The organism is Bacillus cereus group sp. MG9 (assembly GCF_040459995.1).
GTDB lineage: Bacteria > Bacillota > Bacilli > Bacillales > Bacillaceae_G > Bacillus_A > Bacillus_A mycoides.
The window spans coordinates 180,407-200,355 of the sequence record NZ_JARVHC010000002.1; the positions used below are offsets into that span (position 1 = coordinate 180,407).

Below are 19,949 nucleotides of genomic sequence, written 5' to 3' on the forward strand. Positions count from 1 at the left end.
CTCCCTAATTTTAAATATATAATTTATTTTTATTTAAGATACTCTGAATTATTTTTTCGCCATGAAAGCGTCCGTCTGAAATAGTGATAGTATTAACATCGGATCCTCCAGCGACCACACCACAACAATATATACCTTGGATATTTGTTTCTAAAGAGTCTTTGTTGTATTTTGGTATATTTGTAACTTCGTCGAACTCAACCCCAAGTGATTGGAGTGGAACATAGTTAGGTTGGAATCCAATGAGCTTTAACACAAAATCATTTTTAATATGTTTTACGCCATCTGGAGTATTGATAGTTACAGTTTTTTCTGTAACCTCTTGTATGTTAGAATTAAAATAGGCAGTAACTTTTCCTTCATCTATAGCCTTTCGTACAGATGCCAACATCCACCTTTTTGGTGTATAACTGAGATTCGATCCTCTGTGGACAAGAGTAACCTTTGCATCCACAGTTAGTAAATCCATTATGGCCTCCAAACCAGAGTGTCCTGTTCCAACAACAACAACATTTTGATTAGAATATGGATGAGATTCTGTAAAATAGTTTTTTACTTTGTTCAAGTCTTCTCCAGGGATATTTAAATTTCTAGGATTATCAAAGAAGCCTGTGGCAAAAACAACATTTTTTGTATGATAGATTCCTTTATCCGTACGGATTTCATAAGACGTTTGAGTCATTTTATTAACTGAAGAGACATCTAAAACTTCTTCATATTGTTTAATATTCAAATTAAAATATTTGGAAACCTTATAGTAATACCTCATCGAGTCTTGTTTTGTTGGGGGACCATACTTTAAAGAGAAAGGAATAGAATCTATTTCAAAATCTTCAGGAGGTCCAAAAAGCGTAACATATGTAGGGAATTTAGAAATAGTGTTTACAATACAGCCTTTTTCAATAACTAGGTAATCAAGTTTAGATTTATGAGCTTCTACAGCTGCAGCAAGACCACAGGGGCCAGCTCCAATGATAATAAGATCCTTCATTTATAATTACTCTCCTTTAGTTAGTTGTTCATATAAGGGTAATATTTCTTTTTTTATTTGGATGATTTCTTGCAAAGTATTTAATGAACGACTAATTAGTGTATCGTTCTTAGTCAGATGGGCTTTTAATATATAATTTGCAACCAATTTCCATTTTTGATCTAATTCGTGGAATGCATTTTCTAATACAGGATGTCCAAAATAAGTATTAATAAAATCTGCATGTTGAGCTCTATAAGATCCCATATGCTTTAGTTTAGAAAAAAGATTTATTACCTTTATATAATCTTGCAAATAGTCATCTCTTTTCTCCAAATCCGTATATAAACTTTCAACTCCTAATAAGCCAGAAGAGTTAGAATTTTTTTGTGTCATATGTTTGTAGTTTGATTGAATTAATTCAGTTAGTGTATTTTGGTTAAAAGTATGTTCAATTTTTTCGATGCTAGCAATAATCATAGGGTGTTCTATATGGAATGCCTTTTTTATAGATTCTTCAATAATATTACGATTAACTTTAGTAAAGGAAGGTGTAGTGAAAAAATCTACAATATGATACTCCTGATTAATAGGATCATATCCTCTAATAAGTAAAAAGTGATTTTCATGAAACTTTTGAAAGCATATATTATCATGTGGCAAGTCAAACCTATCAATAAAAACCATTGGTAATTTAGTTTTACTAAGAGAGGAAATAATCATTTGATGATAGTCTACTATAGGTTCCTCTATAGCCGTAAGTTGAATATTAAAATAATCATTAAGAAGTCTATTTCTTTCAAATGGTGAATTAAATAGACTTAATGAGAAGAAAATCAGGGGATCTTTTTTATAATTAAAACGCCAAAAAGATCCTGTTACTTCTTGAAAATTAACTTTACCCAAACCTTTTAAGGCAGCCATACAATATACTGTAATACAATCTGCGAGCTGATTATCCATATGTGCTATTTTTAATTTCTTCATTTTATACTCCTTTTACAGCTTAGTCATATTAGATAGTTTTAATGAAGAGGGATAGAGAACTAAGTAATCAAATATATAGTACTAATTAATACTACTGGATAATTTTATAAGCTGTTTAATATATTGTTCTTCTTTTTCTTTCAATTGAGATACCCTATCAAAAACCTTTTGTGAGAAGTGATCATTACGTACAACATTACGAAGTGCTAGGTTAGCACAAATTTTGTATTCTTGTGCTAAATCTGTAAGGATTTGTACCAGAGTAGTTGTTTCTTTTGAGGTATCATATTTCTCGAGAAATTCTCCAAATACATATCGAGAATTTCCCAATTCATTAAAGTCTTCATAGAGCTCCTCGAGAGTTGCTTGACGTAATTCTTCGTCCATATCTTGATTGATTGAATTTAACTTATGATAAATATCTTTAAAGACGTCTAATCCTTGTGAGAAGATATAGGATTCATCAAAAATCTTATATGACACGGGCAAACCAACTTGGTCAGTAGAAAGAAGGCTCGTTAGGTTTATATTTATAGATTTTTGATATGATTGCTTAGCAAAAGACTTATAATTTTTAGTACTTAAAGAATAATACTGATAACTTGATGGTTGTAACAGTTCTTTAGATCCTTCGACAGCTTTTTGAAGATCTTCTTCACTCAGATCGCCTACGAAATGATAGTAATGATCGATTAATTTATAATTAGACTCTTCTTTTTTCCAAATTTCCATCCAGTGAAAATTATGTTGAACTTGGTATCTAGATGAGTAAGGGAGAAAGAAAGTATCGACTGGCGCAATTACTTGTATCCCCTTATCGAGGGTAGAATCTAAACTTTCCCTGTAATCATTAAAGTTGGAAAATGTTTTATGTTCAGGCACTAGGTTGGAAAATTCAGAAATCTCTTCGTTAAAAAAACTCATTCTAGGTATAAACCTTACCGAGTTATCTGGACGTTTAATAGTATAGAGTTGACTAAGAAACCACAGGCCTTCAATTTCTACCTCTTCATGAATTACTCCTGTAACCGTCATAGTTAAGCAATTATGATAGGGATGAGTAAATAGTTTGGATTTATTCAATTGTTTCACCTCTTAATGTAATTGAGAATATATGGATAAAGGGATTGCTACCTAATTTAATTTCATCGAAAGCAATATTAGAAGGCAGTTGTTCCTGATGACAATATATCTTGGGTTGTAAGCTGAATAAATCAAGATTTTTGTTTCTAGTAAAAGGACATTCTAAAATAATTGGATCCCCAAACCAGGAGGTTTCTGAAACAAATTCTGTTAATGCTAATTTAAATGTATAAACTGTTTTGTTATTAAATAGGAGTTGAACATCATCATAAAAGTTACCATTATTTGAAGAACCAAGTATATAGAGGTCAGTAAATTTCCCTTTAGGGACTTGAATAGTTTGATAATCTAAAGTTAAATTATCGAAACCCTCACTAGTCTTCGTTGGAAAAAGAAATGAAGTATTTTCCCAATGGAATTTTTCTCCGTATTTAGGGAGATGTTCTGCTGGATAAAATGAAATTCCTAAGCTAAAACTACTATCATTAATAGGTTCATTTTCACCAAGAATACCATGATTATTAAATAAATCACTTAAATTAAGGTGGTAGTCTTTCAATATAAATCCCTCACTTTTTACAATAGTTATTAACATGAGCTTATAATACTTTTGTCTATGTGGACCATAAATCATTTGTTAAGAAAACGTTAGCGTATTATTTAATTAAGAAATGTAAAAGTAATTCTATTCGAGTATATAGACATCTTCTGTATATTTTCTTAGGCGATGTTTATAAGAAAGTATTTTCTTTTGGAAAGATTCGTCATCTTTTTGATCTAAAAGATGTAAGGGCATTTTTAGGTTTAATAATCGATCTGGAATTAATAATCGAGTCATTCCTGGTGGGGTAATATAATGATAGTCTCTCAATTCCTTAAATTCTTCTAATGTAAAAGGCTGAAAAGAAAGATACTGTTTACCAGGTTCTAAAAAGTCTGGCGGTTCTGGAAGTCTTTCAATTTCATCTTTATTTAAATAACTTGAAGATATTTTGTGAAGTATTTCTAAACGTAATTTTAAAGATTTTGGTCCTAGAAATACTGTAGTTTGATTAGAACGAAATAAAGTAAACATCGGAACCTCTTTAGCATAATAATTATTATTAATGATTTCTATATAATCAGGTATGACATGTGTCCATGATAGAATTTTAAGTTTAGGATGATCCAAGTCTACTTTTTGTACTATAATGTTATTGATATTCATCTCTATTAAAGATTTAGCCCTGTGTAATCCATCTAATATTAAATAGGTATTATCATGACAGACAGTTACCATAGGAGGATTATTTAAATATTTTAGGCTATGAATGTCATTTGTAATACGTTTCAATCTATGTGGGTCGTGATCTTCATGAAATCGTAAAGAATCTATTGGAATTAAATCTAAATTATTTAAGATAGACAAAATTATCAGCTCTCTCTTTTTTTAATAGTAATAGTCCAATATGTGAAAGCGGACCAACTTGTAGTAATAAAATGTTATCATTAGCATCTAAAACGCCAGTTTGTTCAGCTTGCTCTAATGAAACTAAACAATCACTAGTCAGAAGATTACTGCTAGTAGCAATGGTCCTTTTGAAGAGTTTCAGTTCGTTTTTTTGAGTATACATTTCTAATGCTTCAATGAAATATTCACTCAAATTTTGTGCGATTATCCATTTTATAGCATGGGTATTAATAAATTCATCTAATAATTTGCTTGTAATAGAAATCAATTTTTCTTCAAATAAATTATAATCTGTTATACTCCACCTTAGCGGTGTAGGAGTTGAAGAAAAAGAATGTAAAGTGTAGTCAATAATGCGATACTGTCCATTGTCTTTACTAAAAATACAGGAAGCAGAACTATCTCCCTTAGGATAAGAGTTGAAAAAAATTCTAGGGTGGGGTGGACATACTTGATCAGTAGTAGTAATGATAGAAAATGTCTTTTTTGAATTTTGCTTGTGCAAAGTATCTAACAGAAATATAGAACTAGTAAAAGCAGCAGAACCTTGGTGACTTATCGAGAAGGGTATAGAACCTTTTAACTTCAGTTTTTTTTTCACTTTTAAAGCAGGAGTTAAATAGATACTAGGCTCGTTTGTATTATGACAATATGCAAAGTATAAGGGGTCTCTTTTTGATGTTTTATCCACTAATTTTTTTGTTGCTTCTAATGCCATATCAGAAGAAGTTTCATTTAAAGATATTGGCAGTGAATTATTTGGAAGAATAAACTGTAAATTTGTTCCATCATAATTATTATCTAATTCGTATTCTTTGTTCAAAGAATATAATGGGAATTTCCGTTTTTGAGATTCAAATTTCTTAATAGTATTCTCTTGATTTATAAGATTGTTTTTTTGTATTTTGCGAGAATTGGGAACATAAGTTGTTATGTTCGAAATGAATATATTTGAGTTCATGAATTACACCTCTTGATTAACATTTGAATAAGGTACATCCAAAAGTACCACCTATTCCAGCAGTTAATGTTACATAATAATCTCCTGGATGAATTTTTTTTGAATATATTGCATGGTGAAGATTAAGAATAGGATCAGAATTATGTGCATGTCCAGTATTAGATAAAGTAGGGAAATAGAATTTCTCAATAGGTATTTTTAAAATTTTTCCTATGTTACTCCAAGTTGGGAAGTTTATATTACTTGGAATAATTAGAGTGATATCATCTGAATTGAAATTAGCGTCTTTTAAAAGGGACTTTAGATTTTTTATTATTCCTTTTGAGACACTTTTTAGAAACCAATCAAATTCCTCTGGAGCAGATGCTTCCCCATTAAAAATAGTAGCATCTACATTAATATTAGATGCGATGATTTGATTTTGCTGTGAACCTTTTGAAACCAAGACGGCACAAGCAGCATCTCCCATTACAGAACTTTCCTTGAGATACCTAAAGTCTTCTACAAATGTTTTATCACTTGTTAAAATTAAGACACTTTTTGCGTGATTATTATTTAGTAGCCATTTATGGGAGAGAGATAGTAAAAAATCCATTCCTGCACAATTCAGATTTGCTACTGACATACTGTGTGCATTATGAAAGCCAAATTGATCTTTAATAGCTAGAAGTGGTTCAGATAGAAAAGGTGAAAATTGCAAGATTGTATGGGTAAATAAAATTAACCCAACATCTGTTGAATCAATTTTATTGTGCAACATAAGGTTCTCTATAGCCGCAATTAACATCTCATTAGCATTTTTTTCAGTTTCAACAGCTACTTCTTTTAAGTGATGAGTATTCATTAGTACATCAAGTTCATTTTCAGATAAATATAAGGTACTTGCTAATTCTTTTAAATTTACGCGATTGTTAGGAACGTAAATACCGATTCCCTGAATGCCTATCCTCATCTAGTTCCTCCTAATAGTATTTATTATTAAAGCTAAGGTACAATAAATACCATATTTAACTACATCAATCTAAAGTTAATGACATGTTAAAAATACTGAATATTCTTAAAAAAATACATTTATTGAGTTATTATAAGTTTAAAATTTATTAAAAGAGGTGTATTAAATGTATTTGCATAAGATTTCCACGTATAGACCAGAAAAGAGAGTAGATATTTATGATATTAAAGAATCTGTTGGACTAAGTGATAAAGAATATGAGAGAATAACGGATTTTCATAAGTTAAGATATATTATGGATTCTGGTACAGAGACGTCATATAGTATGGTGAAAAAATCAGTTAAAGATTTATTTGAAACTAACAAAATAATCCCTGATGATTTAGGGGGAATTATATATGGACATGCCATGCAAAGTCATCCTGATGGTAACGTGTTTTTAGAGAAGTTAAAAAAAGAATTTGATTTAGGGGATATCCCAGCATTTACAATTTCAGATTTGAATTGTGTAACACCAATAACAGCTATTGAAATAGCGACTAAATTACTTGAAAATTCTAACAAAAAATATATTTTGCTACTATTTGCTGAGAAGATGTATACTGATTCAATGCGCAAAATTGAGGACATGACTGTATTCTCCGATGGGGCAGCAGCATGTTTAATATCTTCTCAGGGTGATAGTAATAAAATCATATGTGTTAATCAATTTGTAGACTCTAAAGTATCAAGCTTTGGGGAATGGGATGATCAATCATACCGTTGGTTTCAAATGTCATATTTTTTGGGTATAAAGAAAATACTTAAATTGACAGAGAAAAAATCCAATATTAATTTACAAGATATTAAACTCATAATCCCGCATAATGTGAATTTTGATACTTGGGAGTTAGCCTCACGTTCTTTAAATATTCCGTTTGAAAATATATATACAAACAATATAGCTAAATTAGGGCATGTTAGCGGTTGTGACTTATTACTTAATCTTCAGGATTCCTTATATGAATTTGATATCCCAAAGGATTCATATTATTTAATGTTAAGTGTGGGCCTTGGAGGTGCTTATGGTAGTGTTCTAATGAAAAAATAATATTAATATATAAATCACGTGGGATTAACATAGATTTTATGTATTTTGGTAAAATATACTATTATAATTTTACTAAAATAACATAAAAAATCTAAAAATTCGGAGGAGTTAGATGAATTTCAAAATTTCGAATAGAGTATCTAATTTACCTAGTTATTTATTTGCACATCTTGAGAATATGAAACAAAAGAGAGTAAAGGAAGGATATCCTGTTATCGATCTAAGTGTGGGAGATCCTAATTTTCCAACACAAAGTCACATTGTCGAAAAAATGAAAGAAGTTTTATCTGAATATGAAACGCATCGATATCCTCCATTTCGCGGTATTGATCAGTTAAAAATCACAATTTCCGAGTGGTATAAAAGGCGGTTTGGTGTGGATATAGATCCGGAGAAAGAAGTATTGATTTTAGTGGGTTCAAAGGAAGGATTATCTCATATATCGCTTTCATATATAGATCCGGGAGAAATAGCATTAGTTCCTAATCCTGGTTATCCAGCATATGCAGGTGGAGTGGCTCTTGCTGGAGGGGAAGTAGAGGAGCTACCTTTACTAGAAAAGAATAATTTTTTTCCGGATTTCTCTAACGTTTCTCCTAGGGTAGCTAAAAAAGCAAAATTAATGTTTTTAAACTATCCTAATAATCCTACTGGTGCGGTGGCAAGTGTTGAGGATTTTGAGCGAGCAGTAGAGTTTGCAAAGAAAAATAATATCATAGTCGCACATGATGCTGCATACTCAGAAGTTTCTTTTGGTAATTATGTAGCGCCTAGTTTTTTAAAAGCAAAAGGAGCTAAGGAGATAGGGGTGGAATTTCATTCCTTTTCAAAAACATTTTGTATGACTGGTTGGCGCATTGGAATGGTGGTTGGGAATGCAGAAGTTATAGATAATATAGCCAAAACGAAAGCATTTGTAGATTCAGGTGTATTTGGAGCTATCCAAAAAGCAGCTTCATTTGCACTAGATTCTTATAACGAAGTTCCTAAAGAAATCAAAGAGCGTTATTTAGAGCGTATGAATATCCTTAAAAGAGGATTAGAGCCTCTTGGTTGGGAAATTCAGGTGCCTAAAGCAGGGTACTTCATTTGGGTGAAAGTACCAAATAATAATAGTTCTATGGAATTTTGTAAGATGTTATTAGAAAAGGCGGGGGTTTTGATGACTCCAGGTGTAGGATTTGGAGGTTATGGAGAAGGATTTATAAGGATTTCCTTAAATGTTGAAGAAGAACAGCTCCATAGAGCAATTAAGTCAATTAATGAAAATATCTATATTCAAAAATAAACACTATAAAATAGTTTTATTAATATTTAATACCAATATAATAAAAAATACAACTCATCTATTTCTAATTATTAAAAATTTGGAGGGTTTTATATGAATATGAATGATATTAATCAAATTTATCAAAATCTATTTGGTTTTATTCCAGCTCCAACTGAGGCTAGGCATGAGGTGACTCTTCAAGTTAGGCCAGAAGAGCTTGAATTACATGAAATGTTTAGAAAAAATAGCATGGAATCAAAGTATATTCCAGAAAAATATGTACAAATAATGTTATTTGGTATGTTACTTATGCTAGCTGCACCTGGGGCTAAGGTGCACTTAATTGCCTCAAGAAGAGCTGGCGCTAGTTGGGACGAGTTATTTGATGTAGCTAAGCTAGCATTCTTATTTAAAGGATTATCTGCATTTAATTTTGGTATGTCTTTAATTAAAGAAGTAATGGAAAGTGAAAAAAATAATAATTAGGAGAGACTATAGAATGGAGTTATATATTTCTAACTTAGAAGTACTTTATCTAGATAAATATAAGACTGTAAAGGATTATTTGTGCGATATAAAAGGAGCAGAGGTTAATCCAGATTTTAATGGAATGTTTGAAGCGTATAAAAAGAAGTCTAGTCAAGACAGCAGAGATTTGGGACTAGATTCCTTTAAAAAATATATGTATACAATCCCAATTAGTGATAATAATATTGCGGAAATGTCAGGGGATGTGGTGAGAAAATCTTTAAACGGAAAATCTAAGGAGAATATTAAACATCTCGTTTACTGCCATGAATTTTTAAATCTCCCACAACCTATAACTGTAGCAATGAATATAAAAAGACATGGGGATTTATCTCAAGCGCTACCTTATGCTATCAAAGATCAGGGATCCGTTGTATCTTTAACAGCTATAAATATTGCAAGAATGTTTATAGAAGATAATAAGCAGGAATTTCAAATAGTATGTGCTGATAAATGTAATCTTCCACAAATGCGTGTTAAACATAATCAATTTCCTTATGGCGACGGAGCTGCTTCGTTTACAATTTCTAGAACTACTGGACAATTTAAGATTGTTTCATGGGATCTTCATTCATGGCATGTTAGGGAAGAAAATAATTGTGAAGATGAGCTAATTGTACATATTCAAGAACAGTTAAAGCACATAAAAGAAGAAAAATTAAATATTATGCCCTACCATGTGATTTTACAAAATTTCTCTTCGAACTTTATAGATAAAATTAAATTAGATTGTAAGGGTTTTTATTTTTATCAACGTGAATATCGAAATACTGCTAACTTAACTACTTCAGATCCGTATTATAGTCTAAAAGAGATGCATCAAAAAGGACAAATCAAAAAAGGGATGCATATTCTACTAATCTTTGCTGGTTCTAAAGGTACTATTGGGACGCTTCATCTAAAATGTATGCAATAACATTATTATATGACAGAGGTGATTAGAAAGTGGAGATATTGGAATACATATATAAATCTGCAGAGAAGTTTCCGGATAAAGAAGCTTTAATGTATAAAGATTATAAATTAAGCTATAAACAATTTGTAAATGAATTTGATAGTATTGGTGAAAAAATAGAGCAAGATATAAGTGGTTTTTCTTATCCAATTGGTATTTATATTAAAAATCATCCAGATTTCATCATTTCTTATTATGCACTTATTAAAGCTAAGAAAGTAGCTCATTTAGTCGATCATAAATGGCGAGAGAATGAGTTAGACAACTTAATAAAGCATGTTCATCTTGGCGGATTTATTGTTAGGACGGAAGAAATAGATGATTTTCCTTTAGTAGAAAAGATAAAACATATTTATAAATATGGAAATATATCACTAATTATTCTTCAACAAAAATATTTGTCTAATGAGATTGCGACGGAGAGATTAGAAAATATAATATCATGCCGTTATTCATCGGGAACGACAGGTATTCCAAAATGTATGATGTACGAAGAGAAAAATGTAATCGCAGCATCTACAAATTGGTTAGAATCAGTTAATTTAAATTCGAATGATATAGTATATTGTGCCGCATATTTAACGCACGGCTTAGCTTTTAATACCTCAATACTTGCTCCATTGAGAGTTGGTGCTACAATTTTACTCCATGATAATATAACCCCAAGAAAAGTAGTTGAAATTATATTAGATAAGAAACCTACTATATTTGTGGCTTTTCCAGTTTTGTATGATTTAATGACTAGAATAAAAAATACAAAGCAATTTAAAAATGTAAGAATGTGTGTATCTTCAGGTACAATTCTTCATGAAAGTATAAAAAGAAAATTCAAAAGGCTGTTTAGTATTAATATTTCAGACTTATATGGTGTAGCTGAAACTGGACTATCAATCTTAAATCAAACGGATGACTATAACAGTGTAGGATATCCACTCCATAATGTTAAAGTGAAAATTTTGGGTAATGATGGTGAAGAGTTACAAAAAGGAGAAGTAGGAGAAGTAGCGTTATATACGGAGTCAAGGGCGAAGGGATATTATAATCTTCCAGGAGAGTTAGAAAAAAGGTTATCTCAAAATTATTATTTGACTGGGGATTTAGGTGAAATGGAGCTAGATGGGAAAGTATATATAAGAGGAAGAAAAAGTGATGTTGTAGATGTAGCAGGTAAAAAAGTAGATCCAGTTGAAGTAGAGGATGTCCTACGACAACATCCCGAAATATATGATGTATCTGTATTTGGGAAAAAAAATCTAGAAAAAAGAACGGAAATTTTAGCAGCAGTTGTAGTTGCTAATGATTATTTAAAAAGGGAAACTGTAGTGAAATTTTGTGAGGAAAGATTAGTTAGTTACAAAATACCACAAATTGTTAAATTTGTATCCGCTATTCCCCGTAATAATAATGGAAAGGTTTTAAAAAATGAACTGCAAAATTTAGTCTAGGAGGAAACTATGTCTTTCTATAAGGAACTAAAGAACAGTCTTAGTGAATCGGGAAAAAATTTTATATGGTTGGGTAATGTTGAAGTAGAACAGCATTGGAAAAAAGAAAACATCATTACAATACCGGGTAGTAATATTTCGAAAGCGCAACCATTGGTTAATAAAATAGGTGAAATGGCATTATTTCTTGCTGGAAAAGAAGACATTGTTTGTCTTAAAGAAGACATTGATGAAGATTATGTACAATATATAGAAGAAACTCGAGGATTTGTTCCAAATGTATTGAATTTCTATTCTGATAACTCGGCAGATAATATTTCGGAAACAATTTTATCTAGCACTAAAAATATTAATAGGCTTCAAAATATTAATAGAGATAATTCGTATTCATTACTACCATATGGTACATCAAACATTGAGGAAAAGGTATCTCAACAAACTTCAATTTCTTTATGTACTCCTGCATCAACTATATGTCGTGAGGTTAATAGCAAGATTTATAGCTGGAAGTTAGCAGATGAATTTGATCTTCGCCAAGTAGCAGGAAAAGTGAGTCATACTATCTCAGAACTTGAGTTCAATTATCATGAAATTAGAAAAAGATATTTAGAAAATCCATTAGTTTTAAAAGACTCTATGGGAGTATCTGGAAAAGGAATGGTTCTAATTGATTCAGATAGTAAATTTGAAAATATTTTAAACTTATTAAAAAGGATGTCCGTAAAAAAGGGACATGAAAATATAGAAATGATTTTAGAAAATTGGATTGAAAAAGAAAGAGACCTTAACTATCAATTCATCATAGATAAAAAAGGGAATGTCAAATTTACATCAGTTCGAGAAGCGTTGGTACATAAAGGTGTACATTTGGGGCATAAATTACCAGTTCAATTAACAAAAGTTCAGGAAAAAGAACTTCTAGAAAGTTATGAAATTATTGGGAAAACATTAGCGAGAGATGGATTTTATGGTGTAGTTGGTGTTGATGCAATGATTGATAGGAAAGGATTTTTGTACCCTTGTGTCGAAATAAATGCTAGATTCAACATGGCAACATACCAAAATAATATTATTGAAAGATTTTTCAATCCCCATGCGTTCTTTATGGCTATACCTTTTGAGGTTGTCTTGGAAAAAACAGTACCTTTCAAAATAATTAAAGAGGAGCTAAAAGATATTTTATATACCAAGGAAAAAGAGCATGGTGTAATTATTAATGGTTTTTCAACGTTGAATTTGGGAATTAATAAGAAAGGGAGGCTATATACAATTATATTTGGTGAAACTATCAATCAATGTGAAGATATGGTGAAAATTTTGAAGAATAAATTAGGAAATTTAAATGTTACTTAGAGGAGAAATAAAAGGAGATAACATATGAGAAAATCGATAGATTTTCAGATCCAATCATCTATGGAACCTATGGGTGATCAGCCACAAGCCATTGAAAAGCTAGTAACGGGAGTAAAGAATGGCAAAAGTAGGTTGTTATTAAAAGGGGCTACAGGTACCGGAAAGACATTTACTATTGCTAATGTAATTCATCAACTTAATCGTCAAACTTTAATTATCGCTCATAATAAAACATTAGTGGCTCAACTATGGAGCGAATTAAAGGAATTATTCCCTAATAACGCAGTAGAGTATTTTGTAAGTTATTATGATTATTATCAACCAGAGGCTTATGTTCCACATAAAGATCTCTTTATAGAAAAGGACTCTAAAATTAACAGTGAAATTGAAAGAATGAGGCATTCTGTTATGGCCAGTCTATTAAAACGAACAGATGTCATTGTAGTAGCCAGTATTTCATGTTTGTATCCAATGAGTGCCCCCGAGGACTTTAATAGTACTTCTTTCGTTTTATCTGTAAAACCAGATGGGTATTTTGTTTACACATATGAGCAAGTTATTAAGCATCTAATTGATAATCAGTACAAAAGAAATGATATAGAGTTTGAGCCTGGAACATTTAGAATCCGTGGGGGATCAATTGATATCTATCCGATGGGTAAACAGGAAGCTATCAGGTTACAATTTTTTGGAGATGAACTAGAGGAGATCCTTACTATTCATCCTGTTACTGAAGAGATAGTGGATAGTCTAGAGGAAGTTCATATCTTTGCTGCTACAAGTTTTATTACTACAACAAAACAAATTGAAACAGCTCTACCTTTAATTAAAAAGGATTTAGTTGAGCAGTTAAAGTTTTTAAGAGGTTTAGGTAAATTTCATGAGGCAGAAAGGTTGGAACAACGTACATTATATGATCTGGAATTGTTAAAGAATACAGGTCATTGTATGGGAATCGAAAATTATTCTTTATATATGCAAAATAGAGAAAAAGGGTCGAGATGTTTTAACTTGACGGATTATTTTGAAGATGGATATTTAACAGTAGTTGATGAATCTCATGTAACATTACCGCAGTTTCACGCTATGTATGCTGGAGATCAGTCTAGAAAGAAAAATTTAATTGACTATGGATATCGTTTACCTTCATCACTAGATAATAGACCACCTAAGTTTGAAGAATTTATGAACAATACGAAATGTATGGTGTCTATGTCGGCAACTCCTGGAAAACATGAAGTAGATTCTAAAGAGGTTTTTGTGGAACAAGTAATACGCCCTACTGGGCTTATCGATCCAGTTATTGAAGTGAAGAGTAGCGAAAATTACTTTGAGACTTTAATAAATGAAATAAAAAATACTATTAGTCGAAATGAAAAGGTATTAGTTATTGCGTTAACCAAAAAACAAGCAGAAGAAATAACGAAAGAAATTAATAACTTACAAATAAAAGCAGAATACTTGCATTCTGAAGTGGAGAATATAGAGAGATCAGAAATTATTAGAGATTTTAGAATGGGTAATTTTGATGTGCTTGTAGGAATTAATCTTTTAAGAGAAGGGTTAGATTTACCAGAGGTATCGCTAGTAGCGGTAATTGGAGCAGATCAAAGGGGATTCCTTCGATCTAAAAGTGCATTATTACAACTAATTGGTCGTGCTGCTAGAAATATTAATGGAAGAGCACTTCTGTTTGCCGATAGTATAAAAGATAATATTGAAGGTGCTATTGAGGAGACCGAGCGTAGGAGAGATATTCAAATACAATATAACAAAGATAACAATATTGTACCTAAAACAATTGTAAAAAAAGAACCTGTTTCTTTGAAAAATTTATTAGGTATCCCTGAGGAGCGTTAAGTGGGAACAAGGAGGATTAAGGTATGTCTGACCGGGTAATCAAAGTTCGGGGAGCAAGGGCTAATAATCTTAAGAGTGTAGATATAGATTTAGACTTTAATAGCCTTACTGTGTTTTCAGGTTTAAGTGGCTCAGGAAAATCATCCTTAGCATTTGATACAATCTTTGCAGAGGGACATCGTAGGTATGTTGACTCTTTATCATCGTATGCGAGGCAGTTTTTAGGACAAATGGAAAAACCAGATGTAGATTCTATTGAAGGCCTTACACCATCAGTATCTATTGAGCAAAAAGTTATACATAAGAATCCTCGATCTACAGTTGGAACGATAACTGAGATATATGATTACATGAGAATATTGTTCGCTTCTATTGGTATTCCTTATTGCCCAGAACATAATATTCCTATACAACCCCAATCAATAGATCAAATGATGAATCAGCTTAAAGATTTAAAAGATGGGACAGAGTTGTATATATATGCCCCTCTCATTAAGGGAAAAAAGGGAGAGTTCAAGAGTGTAATTGAGAGAGCTATTCAGAAGAGATTTATTCGAATTAGGGTTGATGGCGAATTATTAAAGATTACTAGTCCCATCGTTTTAGATAAAAATAAACAACATACAATAGAGGCTCTTATTGATAAGGTCACTTTTTCACATGCTAATAAAAGAAGGGTTACAGATTCGATCAAAAAAGCTGCGTTAGAAGCAAAAGGACAAGTATTAATAGAGACGTTAGAACAAAATGGAAAAACAAACAGATACTTTTTTAATAGCTTACAAGCATGTTCCGAATGTGGTTATTCTATTGATGAGCTAACACCTAGGAATTTCTCGTTTAATAGTCCATATGGCGCGTGTGAACAATGTCATGGGTTAGGGGCTACTTTACAAGTGAATCCAAGGCTGTTAATAACAGATTGGAATAAGTCTATAAATGAAGGCGTGTTTGAAAATTGGGCTACGAGTACTGCAAAATGGTATCACAATATAATTGATATCGTGTGTAATCATTATGGTATTTCTAAAGAAACGCCATTTAAAAACCTTTCTGATCAACATAAGAATATTCTTCTTTATGGAAGTGGAACAGAGGAAATCCTATTTCAATATGAGTCAGAGCGTAAACAACGAACACATTCAGCGCCTTTTGAGGGAGTAATTCCTAATATAAATCGTAGATACAATGCTAGTAATTCGGACAGTGTGAAGGAAAAATTAGAAGAAGTAATGTCTAGCATTACATGTCAATCTTGTAGTGGTAAGAGATTAAAACAAACAAGTTTAGCTGTATATATTGGTGATACAAATATTGCACAATTATCTAGCATGTCTATTGATAATGTAGCTAATTTTTTTAAGCATATCAATCAAATTCTTACTGAAAAACAAATAGAAATTTCCGAAAGGTTACTTAAGGAAATTAATAGTAGATTACAGTTTTTATTGGATGTAGGCTTAGAATATTTAACCTTAGATAGGGAAGCAAAAACACTATCTGGTGGAGAAGCTCAGCGTATTAGATTAGCTACTCAAATAGGGTCGGCTTTATCTGGAGTGATATACGTTTTAGATGAACCCAGCATTGGATTGCATCAAAGAGATAACATTCGTTTAATAAATACTCTAAAAAAGTTAAGAGAATTAGGTAACATGGTAATAGTTGTAGAACATGATACAGATACAATGTTAGCAGCGGATTATATAGTTGAACTAGGACCTGGAGCAGGGAATCAAGGTGGAGAAATTGTAGCAGCCGACACTCCTGAAGCGTTTAAAAAAGGAAATGGTTCGTTAACTAGTCAATATTTATCTGGTGCTAAAGAAATAAAGATTCCTAAAGAAAGAAAAAAAGAAAATGGGAAATATTTATCTATTAGAGGTGCTAAAGAAAATAATTTGAAAGATATTGACGTCGATATTCCCTTAGGGCTACTGACTTGTATTACTGGTGTTTCAGGTTCAGGGAAAAGTACCCTAATCCATGAAATATTATATAAGCATTTAGCTAGAAAAATTCACAGAGCATATAAATTGCTGCCAGGTGATTTTGATGAGATAAGTGGTTTAGAGCACATTGATAGAGTAATTAATATTGATCAATCACCGATAGGAAGATCACCTAGATCTAATCCAGCGACGTATACAGGTATGTTTGATGAAATTAGAGATTTATTTGCAAAGACACCAGATGCTAAAGTAAGGGGATTAACTAAAAAGGCATTTAGTTTTAATGTACCTGGAGGAAGATGTGATACTTGTAAGGGCGATGGGGTAGTTAAGATTGAAATGCACTATTTACCTGATGTTTATGTTGTTTGTGATGATTGCCAAGGGCATCGATATAATCAAGAAACCTTAAATGTTCAATATCGAAATAATAATATTTCCGATATTTTAAATATGACTGTAGCAGATGCAACAGAATTTTTTAAAGATCATCCTAAAATAATAAAATATATAAACAGCTTAAATAAAGTTGGTTTAGGTTATATGAAAATTGGACAACCAGCAACAACTTTGTCAGGTGGAGAAGCACAACGTATTAAACTAGCTACAGAATTATCAAGGACATCTACTAGTAAAACCTTATATATCCTTGATGAACCTACTACAGGTCTACATTTAGAAGATATAAACCGACTTTTAAAAGTTATACATCAACTAGTAGAAAAGGGATCATCAGTCTTGATAGTAGAACATAATTTAGAAGTTATTAAAACAGCAGACTATATTATTGATATGGGGCCTAATGGAGGGAAAAATGGAGGACAGGTAGTAGCTTCAGGGACTCCTGAGGAAATATGTAATGTACCCCGTTCGCTTACAGGGAAATTTTTAAAGGGATTTTTAGAACATAATTAATAAATATTTTTGGAAAGGGGGTGATTGTTTGATTGATTTTCATGTTCATGTTGGAGAATTAAAAAGTGAGTACACTGAAGAGTTTGCCCAACAAATGATGGATTCATGTAATAAATCTCATACAAATATGGAAGTAAGAATAGAAAATTTAATCAAAGAAATGGAAGGAGTAGGAGTAAAAAAAGCGGTATTACTTGCTTTTAATGCTAAACGCACATTAGGAGTACATGTTACAAATGAGTATGTTTCAAAATTGTGCGCAAAATATCCAAAATATTTTGTAGGTTTTGCTTCCTTTGATGCTTATGAAAAATCCTTGTGTAAAAAGAGTCTAGAACAAGAGTTAACTAATTATAACCTACATGGATATAAATTAGCTTTTGGATACTTGGGCATTTCACCTAATGATCCGGGCTGGTATCCTCTGTATGAAGATGCAGAGGAGCGTAGCCTACCAGTTTTAGTTCATATGGGGTTTACTCCGATAAAACAAGCAAGTTTACGTTATTGTCACCCTATGCTACTAAATGATGTACTAATTAAATTTCCAAATCTTAATATTATAATAGCTCATATGGGATGGCCGTGGATTAACGATACATTATCTCTTCTTAAAAATTATAAAAATGTATATACTGATTTATCAATTGTATCTTTTTATCAACCAATTGATGAAATGTGTAATATTTTTAAGATGGCAAAAGAACAGGGGGTTATTAATAAGTTAATTTGGGGTACGGATTATCCAATGTGTACAATGGAGGAAAGCATTGATCGCTTTAAGAATATAAAAAAGCGCTTAGAAGAACAAGGAGTTCATATCACAGAAGAAGAATGGGATCCGATTTTTTATAAAAATGCAGAAAAATTATTGCAGTTGAAGAAGGGAGTTTAATATAAATGATTACCGCAAACAAACTGAATATTGAAAAAAATAACCTTTTAGAAGTGGTAAAAAAGATAGGTACACCAGCTTATGTATATGATGCTAGTGTTATTCAAGAGCAAGTATACAAGCTCTTGAACCTTCACAAGGCAATTCAACTATTTTATTCCCTAAAAGCAAACCCTAATCCATCTATTGTAAAGTTAATTTATGACTTAGGGGCCAATTTAGAGATTTGTTCACTAAAGGAATTAGAGATAATAAAAAAAATAGGAGTTTCTCCTGAACGAGTTTTATATTTGGGACCAGGAAAAACTGAAGAAGAAATTAGAAAAGTATTTGAGTACGGAGTTAAATATTTTATTGTAGAGTCACTACAAGAGATGCAAAAAGTAAATAATATAGCTCAAGAAAAAGAAGTAACCGTTAGAGTTGGTATTAGAATTAATCCAAGTGTATCAGCAAAAGGTTCAAAATTAACTATGGGTGGAAAACCAAGGCAATTTGGTATGGATGAAGAACAGCTGGAAAATATATTTGAGTTAGAAGAAAGATTATCAAATCTCAAGATTGTAGGGATACATGTATATAATGGCACACGCATTCTATCTAGTGATGTGTTCATAGAAAATACAGCATATATTTTAAATTTGGCAAAGAAAGTTCAAGAACAATTTCATGTTAAATTAGATTATATAGATATCGGTGGTGGAATGGGAATACCGTATTTTTCTAATGAAAGTACGCTTGATTTGGATGATATTTCTGATAGATTACATGCTATGATTCAGGAGTTTTATAGTAGCTTTGGTGAAGGAATCCCGATATTTTTAGAGTCAGGTAGATATGTTGTAGGTGAAAGTGGGATTTATGTTACAAAAGTATTATATGAAAAAAAATCTAAAAATTGCGATTTTTTAACGGTAGATGGAGGAACACATCACCATATGGCCGCTGGTGGAATGGGGAATGCTCTAAAGAAAAATTTCCCAATCAAGGTTCTTAATAAATGGAGTGATGAACCTAATACCGAATATTATATTTCTGGCCCTTTATGTACCCCAAACGATTTAATTGCAAAGAAGATAAGCCTTCCTAAATCCCAGCCCGGTGATTATATTGGCATTTTGAATGCTGGAGCATATGGATTGACTGCAAGTCCTGTATTATTTTTAAGTCATCACCTTCCTACTGAAGTATTGGTGAAAGATGATAAGTATATAGTCATTCGTAAGAAAACAGAATATGATCTGCCAGTAGTACAAACATTTGAAAGTTAATAGGAGGTAGTT

Annotated in this window: 17 protein-coding genes; 10 read left to right on the top strand and 7 right to left on the bottom strand. The window is 31.6% G+C overall.

Translation table 11 applies throughout. From position 1 onward, the window contains the following. Positions 1–10: 10 nt before the first annotated feature. From QCI77_RS28695 to QCI77_RS28725, 7 genes are all read right to left on the bottom strand, one after another. Positions 11–991: a YpdA family putative bacillithiol disulfide reductase gene (locus QCI77_RS28695; protein WP_193648209.1), complete on the bottom strand. Its 981-nt coding sequence runs from the start codon at positions 989–991 to the stop codon at positions 11–13. A gap of 6 nt (positions 992–997) precedes the next feature. Then, positions 998–1,957, bottom strand: a complete 960-nt coding sequence (locus tag QCI77_RS28700; protein WP_353825924.1) for a cysteine peptidase family C39 domain-containing protein — start codon at positions 1,955–1,957, stop codon at positions 998–1,000. Between the two features lie 81 nt (positions 1,958–2,038). After that, a complete protein-coding gene (locus QCI77_RS28705) occupies positions 2,039–3,040 on the bottom strand; it encodes a BtrH N-terminal domain-containing protein (protein ID WP_088031196.1) in 1,002 nt (333 codons plus the stop codon). Next, positions 3,033–3,635: a hypothetical protein gene (locus tag QCI77_RS28710; RefSeq protein ID WP_353825925.1), complete on the bottom strand. Its 603-nt coding sequence runs from the start codon at positions 3,633–3,635 to the stop codon at positions 3,033–3,035. The genes QCI77_RS28705 and QCI77_RS28710 overlap by 8 nt, the downstream gene beginning before the upstream one ends. 90 nt (positions 3,636–3,725) lie before the next feature. Then, on the bottom strand, positions 3,726–4,448 hold the full coding sequence (locus QCI77_RS28715; protein ID WP_149191268.1) for a ParB N-terminal domain-containing protein: 723 nt from the start codon (positions 4,446–4,448) through the stop codon (positions 3,726–3,728). Continuing rightward, complete coding sequence (locus tag QCI77_RS28720; RefSeq protein WP_353825926.1) at positions 4,432–5,451, bottom strand: hypothetical protein; 1,020 nt, start codon at positions 5,449–5,451, stop codon at positions 4,432–4,434. The genes QCI77_RS28715 and QCI77_RS28720 overlap by 17 nt, the downstream gene beginning before the upstream one ends. Positions 5,452–5,467: 16 nt before the next feature. Continuing rightward, positions 5,468–6,403 carry a 3-oxoacyl-[acyl-carrier-protein] synthase III C-terminal domain-containing protein gene (locus QCI77_RS28725; RefSeq protein ID WP_193657803.1) on the bottom strand — a complete coding sequence of 312 codons (936 nt, stop codon included), beginning with the start codon at positions 6,401–6,403 and terminating at the stop codon, positions 5,468–5,470. A gap of 166 nt (positions 6,404–6,569) precedes the next feature. Between QCI77_RS28725 and QCI77_RS28730 the strand changes: the two genes are divergently transcribed. From QCI77_RS28730 to QCI77_RS28775, 10 genes are all read left to right on the top strand, one after another. Then, positions 6,570–7,493, top strand: a complete 924-nt coding sequence (locus QCI77_RS28730) for a 3-oxoacyl-[acyl-carrier-protein] synthase III C-terminal domain-containing protein (RefSeq protein ID WP_088031191.1) — start codon at positions 6,570–6,572, stop codon at positions 7,491–7,493. A 112-nt stretch (positions 7,494–7,605) separates the two neighbouring features. After that, entirely contained in the window at positions 7,606–8,781 is a 1,176-nt protein-coding gene (locus QCI77_RS28735; RefSeq protein ID WP_353825927.1) for an LL-diaminopimelate aminotransferase, read from the top strand. A 93-nt stretch (positions 8,782–8,874) separates the two neighbouring features. Next, positions 8,875–9,249 carry a carboxymuconolactone decarboxylase family protein gene (locus QCI77_RS28740; protein WP_088031189.1) on the top strand — a complete coding sequence of 125 codons (375 nt, stop codon included), beginning with the start codon at positions 8,875–8,877 and terminating at the stop codon, positions 9,247–9,249. Between the two features lie 13 nt (positions 9,250–9,262). After that, positions 9,263–10,207, top strand: coding sequence for a hypothetical protein (locus tag QCI77_RS28745; protein WP_353825928.1), 945 nt, complete (start codon positions 9,263–9,265; stop codon positions 10,205–10,207). A 29-nt stretch (positions 10,208–10,236) separates the two neighbouring features. Further along, positions 10,237–11,691: a class I adenylate-forming enzyme family protein gene (locus QCI77_RS28750; RefSeq protein ID WP_088031187.1), complete on the top strand. Its 1,455-nt coding sequence runs from the start codon at positions 10,237–10,239 to the stop codon at positions 11,689–11,691. Positions 11,692–11,700: 9 nt separating this feature from the next. Beyond that, positions 11,701–13,044 (top strand): ATP-binding protein, encoded by a 1,344-nt coding sequence (locus tag QCI77_RS28755; RefSeq protein ID WP_149191263.1) that lies wholly within the window; start codon positions 11,701–11,703, stop codon positions 13,042–13,044. 24 nt (positions 13,045–13,068) lie between these two features. Then, positions 13,069–14,904, top strand: a complete 1,836-nt coding sequence (uvrB, locus tag QCI77_RS28760) for an excinuclease ABC subunit UvrB (protein WP_193648200.1) — start codon at positions 13,069–13,071, stop codon at positions 14,902–14,904. A gap of 23 nt (positions 14,905–14,927) precedes the next feature. After that, complete coding sequence (gene uvrA, locus QCI77_RS28765) at positions 14,928–17,771, top strand: excinuclease ABC subunit UvrA (protein ID WP_353825929.1); 2,844 nt, start codon at positions 14,928–14,930, stop codon at positions 17,769–17,771. A 28-nt stretch (positions 17,772–17,799) separates the two neighbouring features. Next, positions 17,800–18,666 carry an amidohydrolase family protein gene (locus QCI77_RS28770; protein ID WP_193648198.1) on the top strand — a complete coding sequence of 289 codons (867 nt, stop codon included), beginning with the start codon at positions 17,800–17,802 and terminating at the stop codon, positions 18,664–18,666. A gap of 5 nt (positions 18,667–18,671) precedes the next feature. Continuing rightward, positions 18,672–19,937 carry a type III PLP-dependent enzyme domain-containing protein gene (locus QCI77_RS28775; RefSeq protein WP_353825930.1) on the top strand — a complete coding sequence of 422 codons (1,266 nt, stop codon included), beginning with the start codon at positions 18,672–18,674 and terminating at the stop codon, positions 19,935–19,937. Positions 19,938–19,949: the final 12 nt, after the last annotated feature.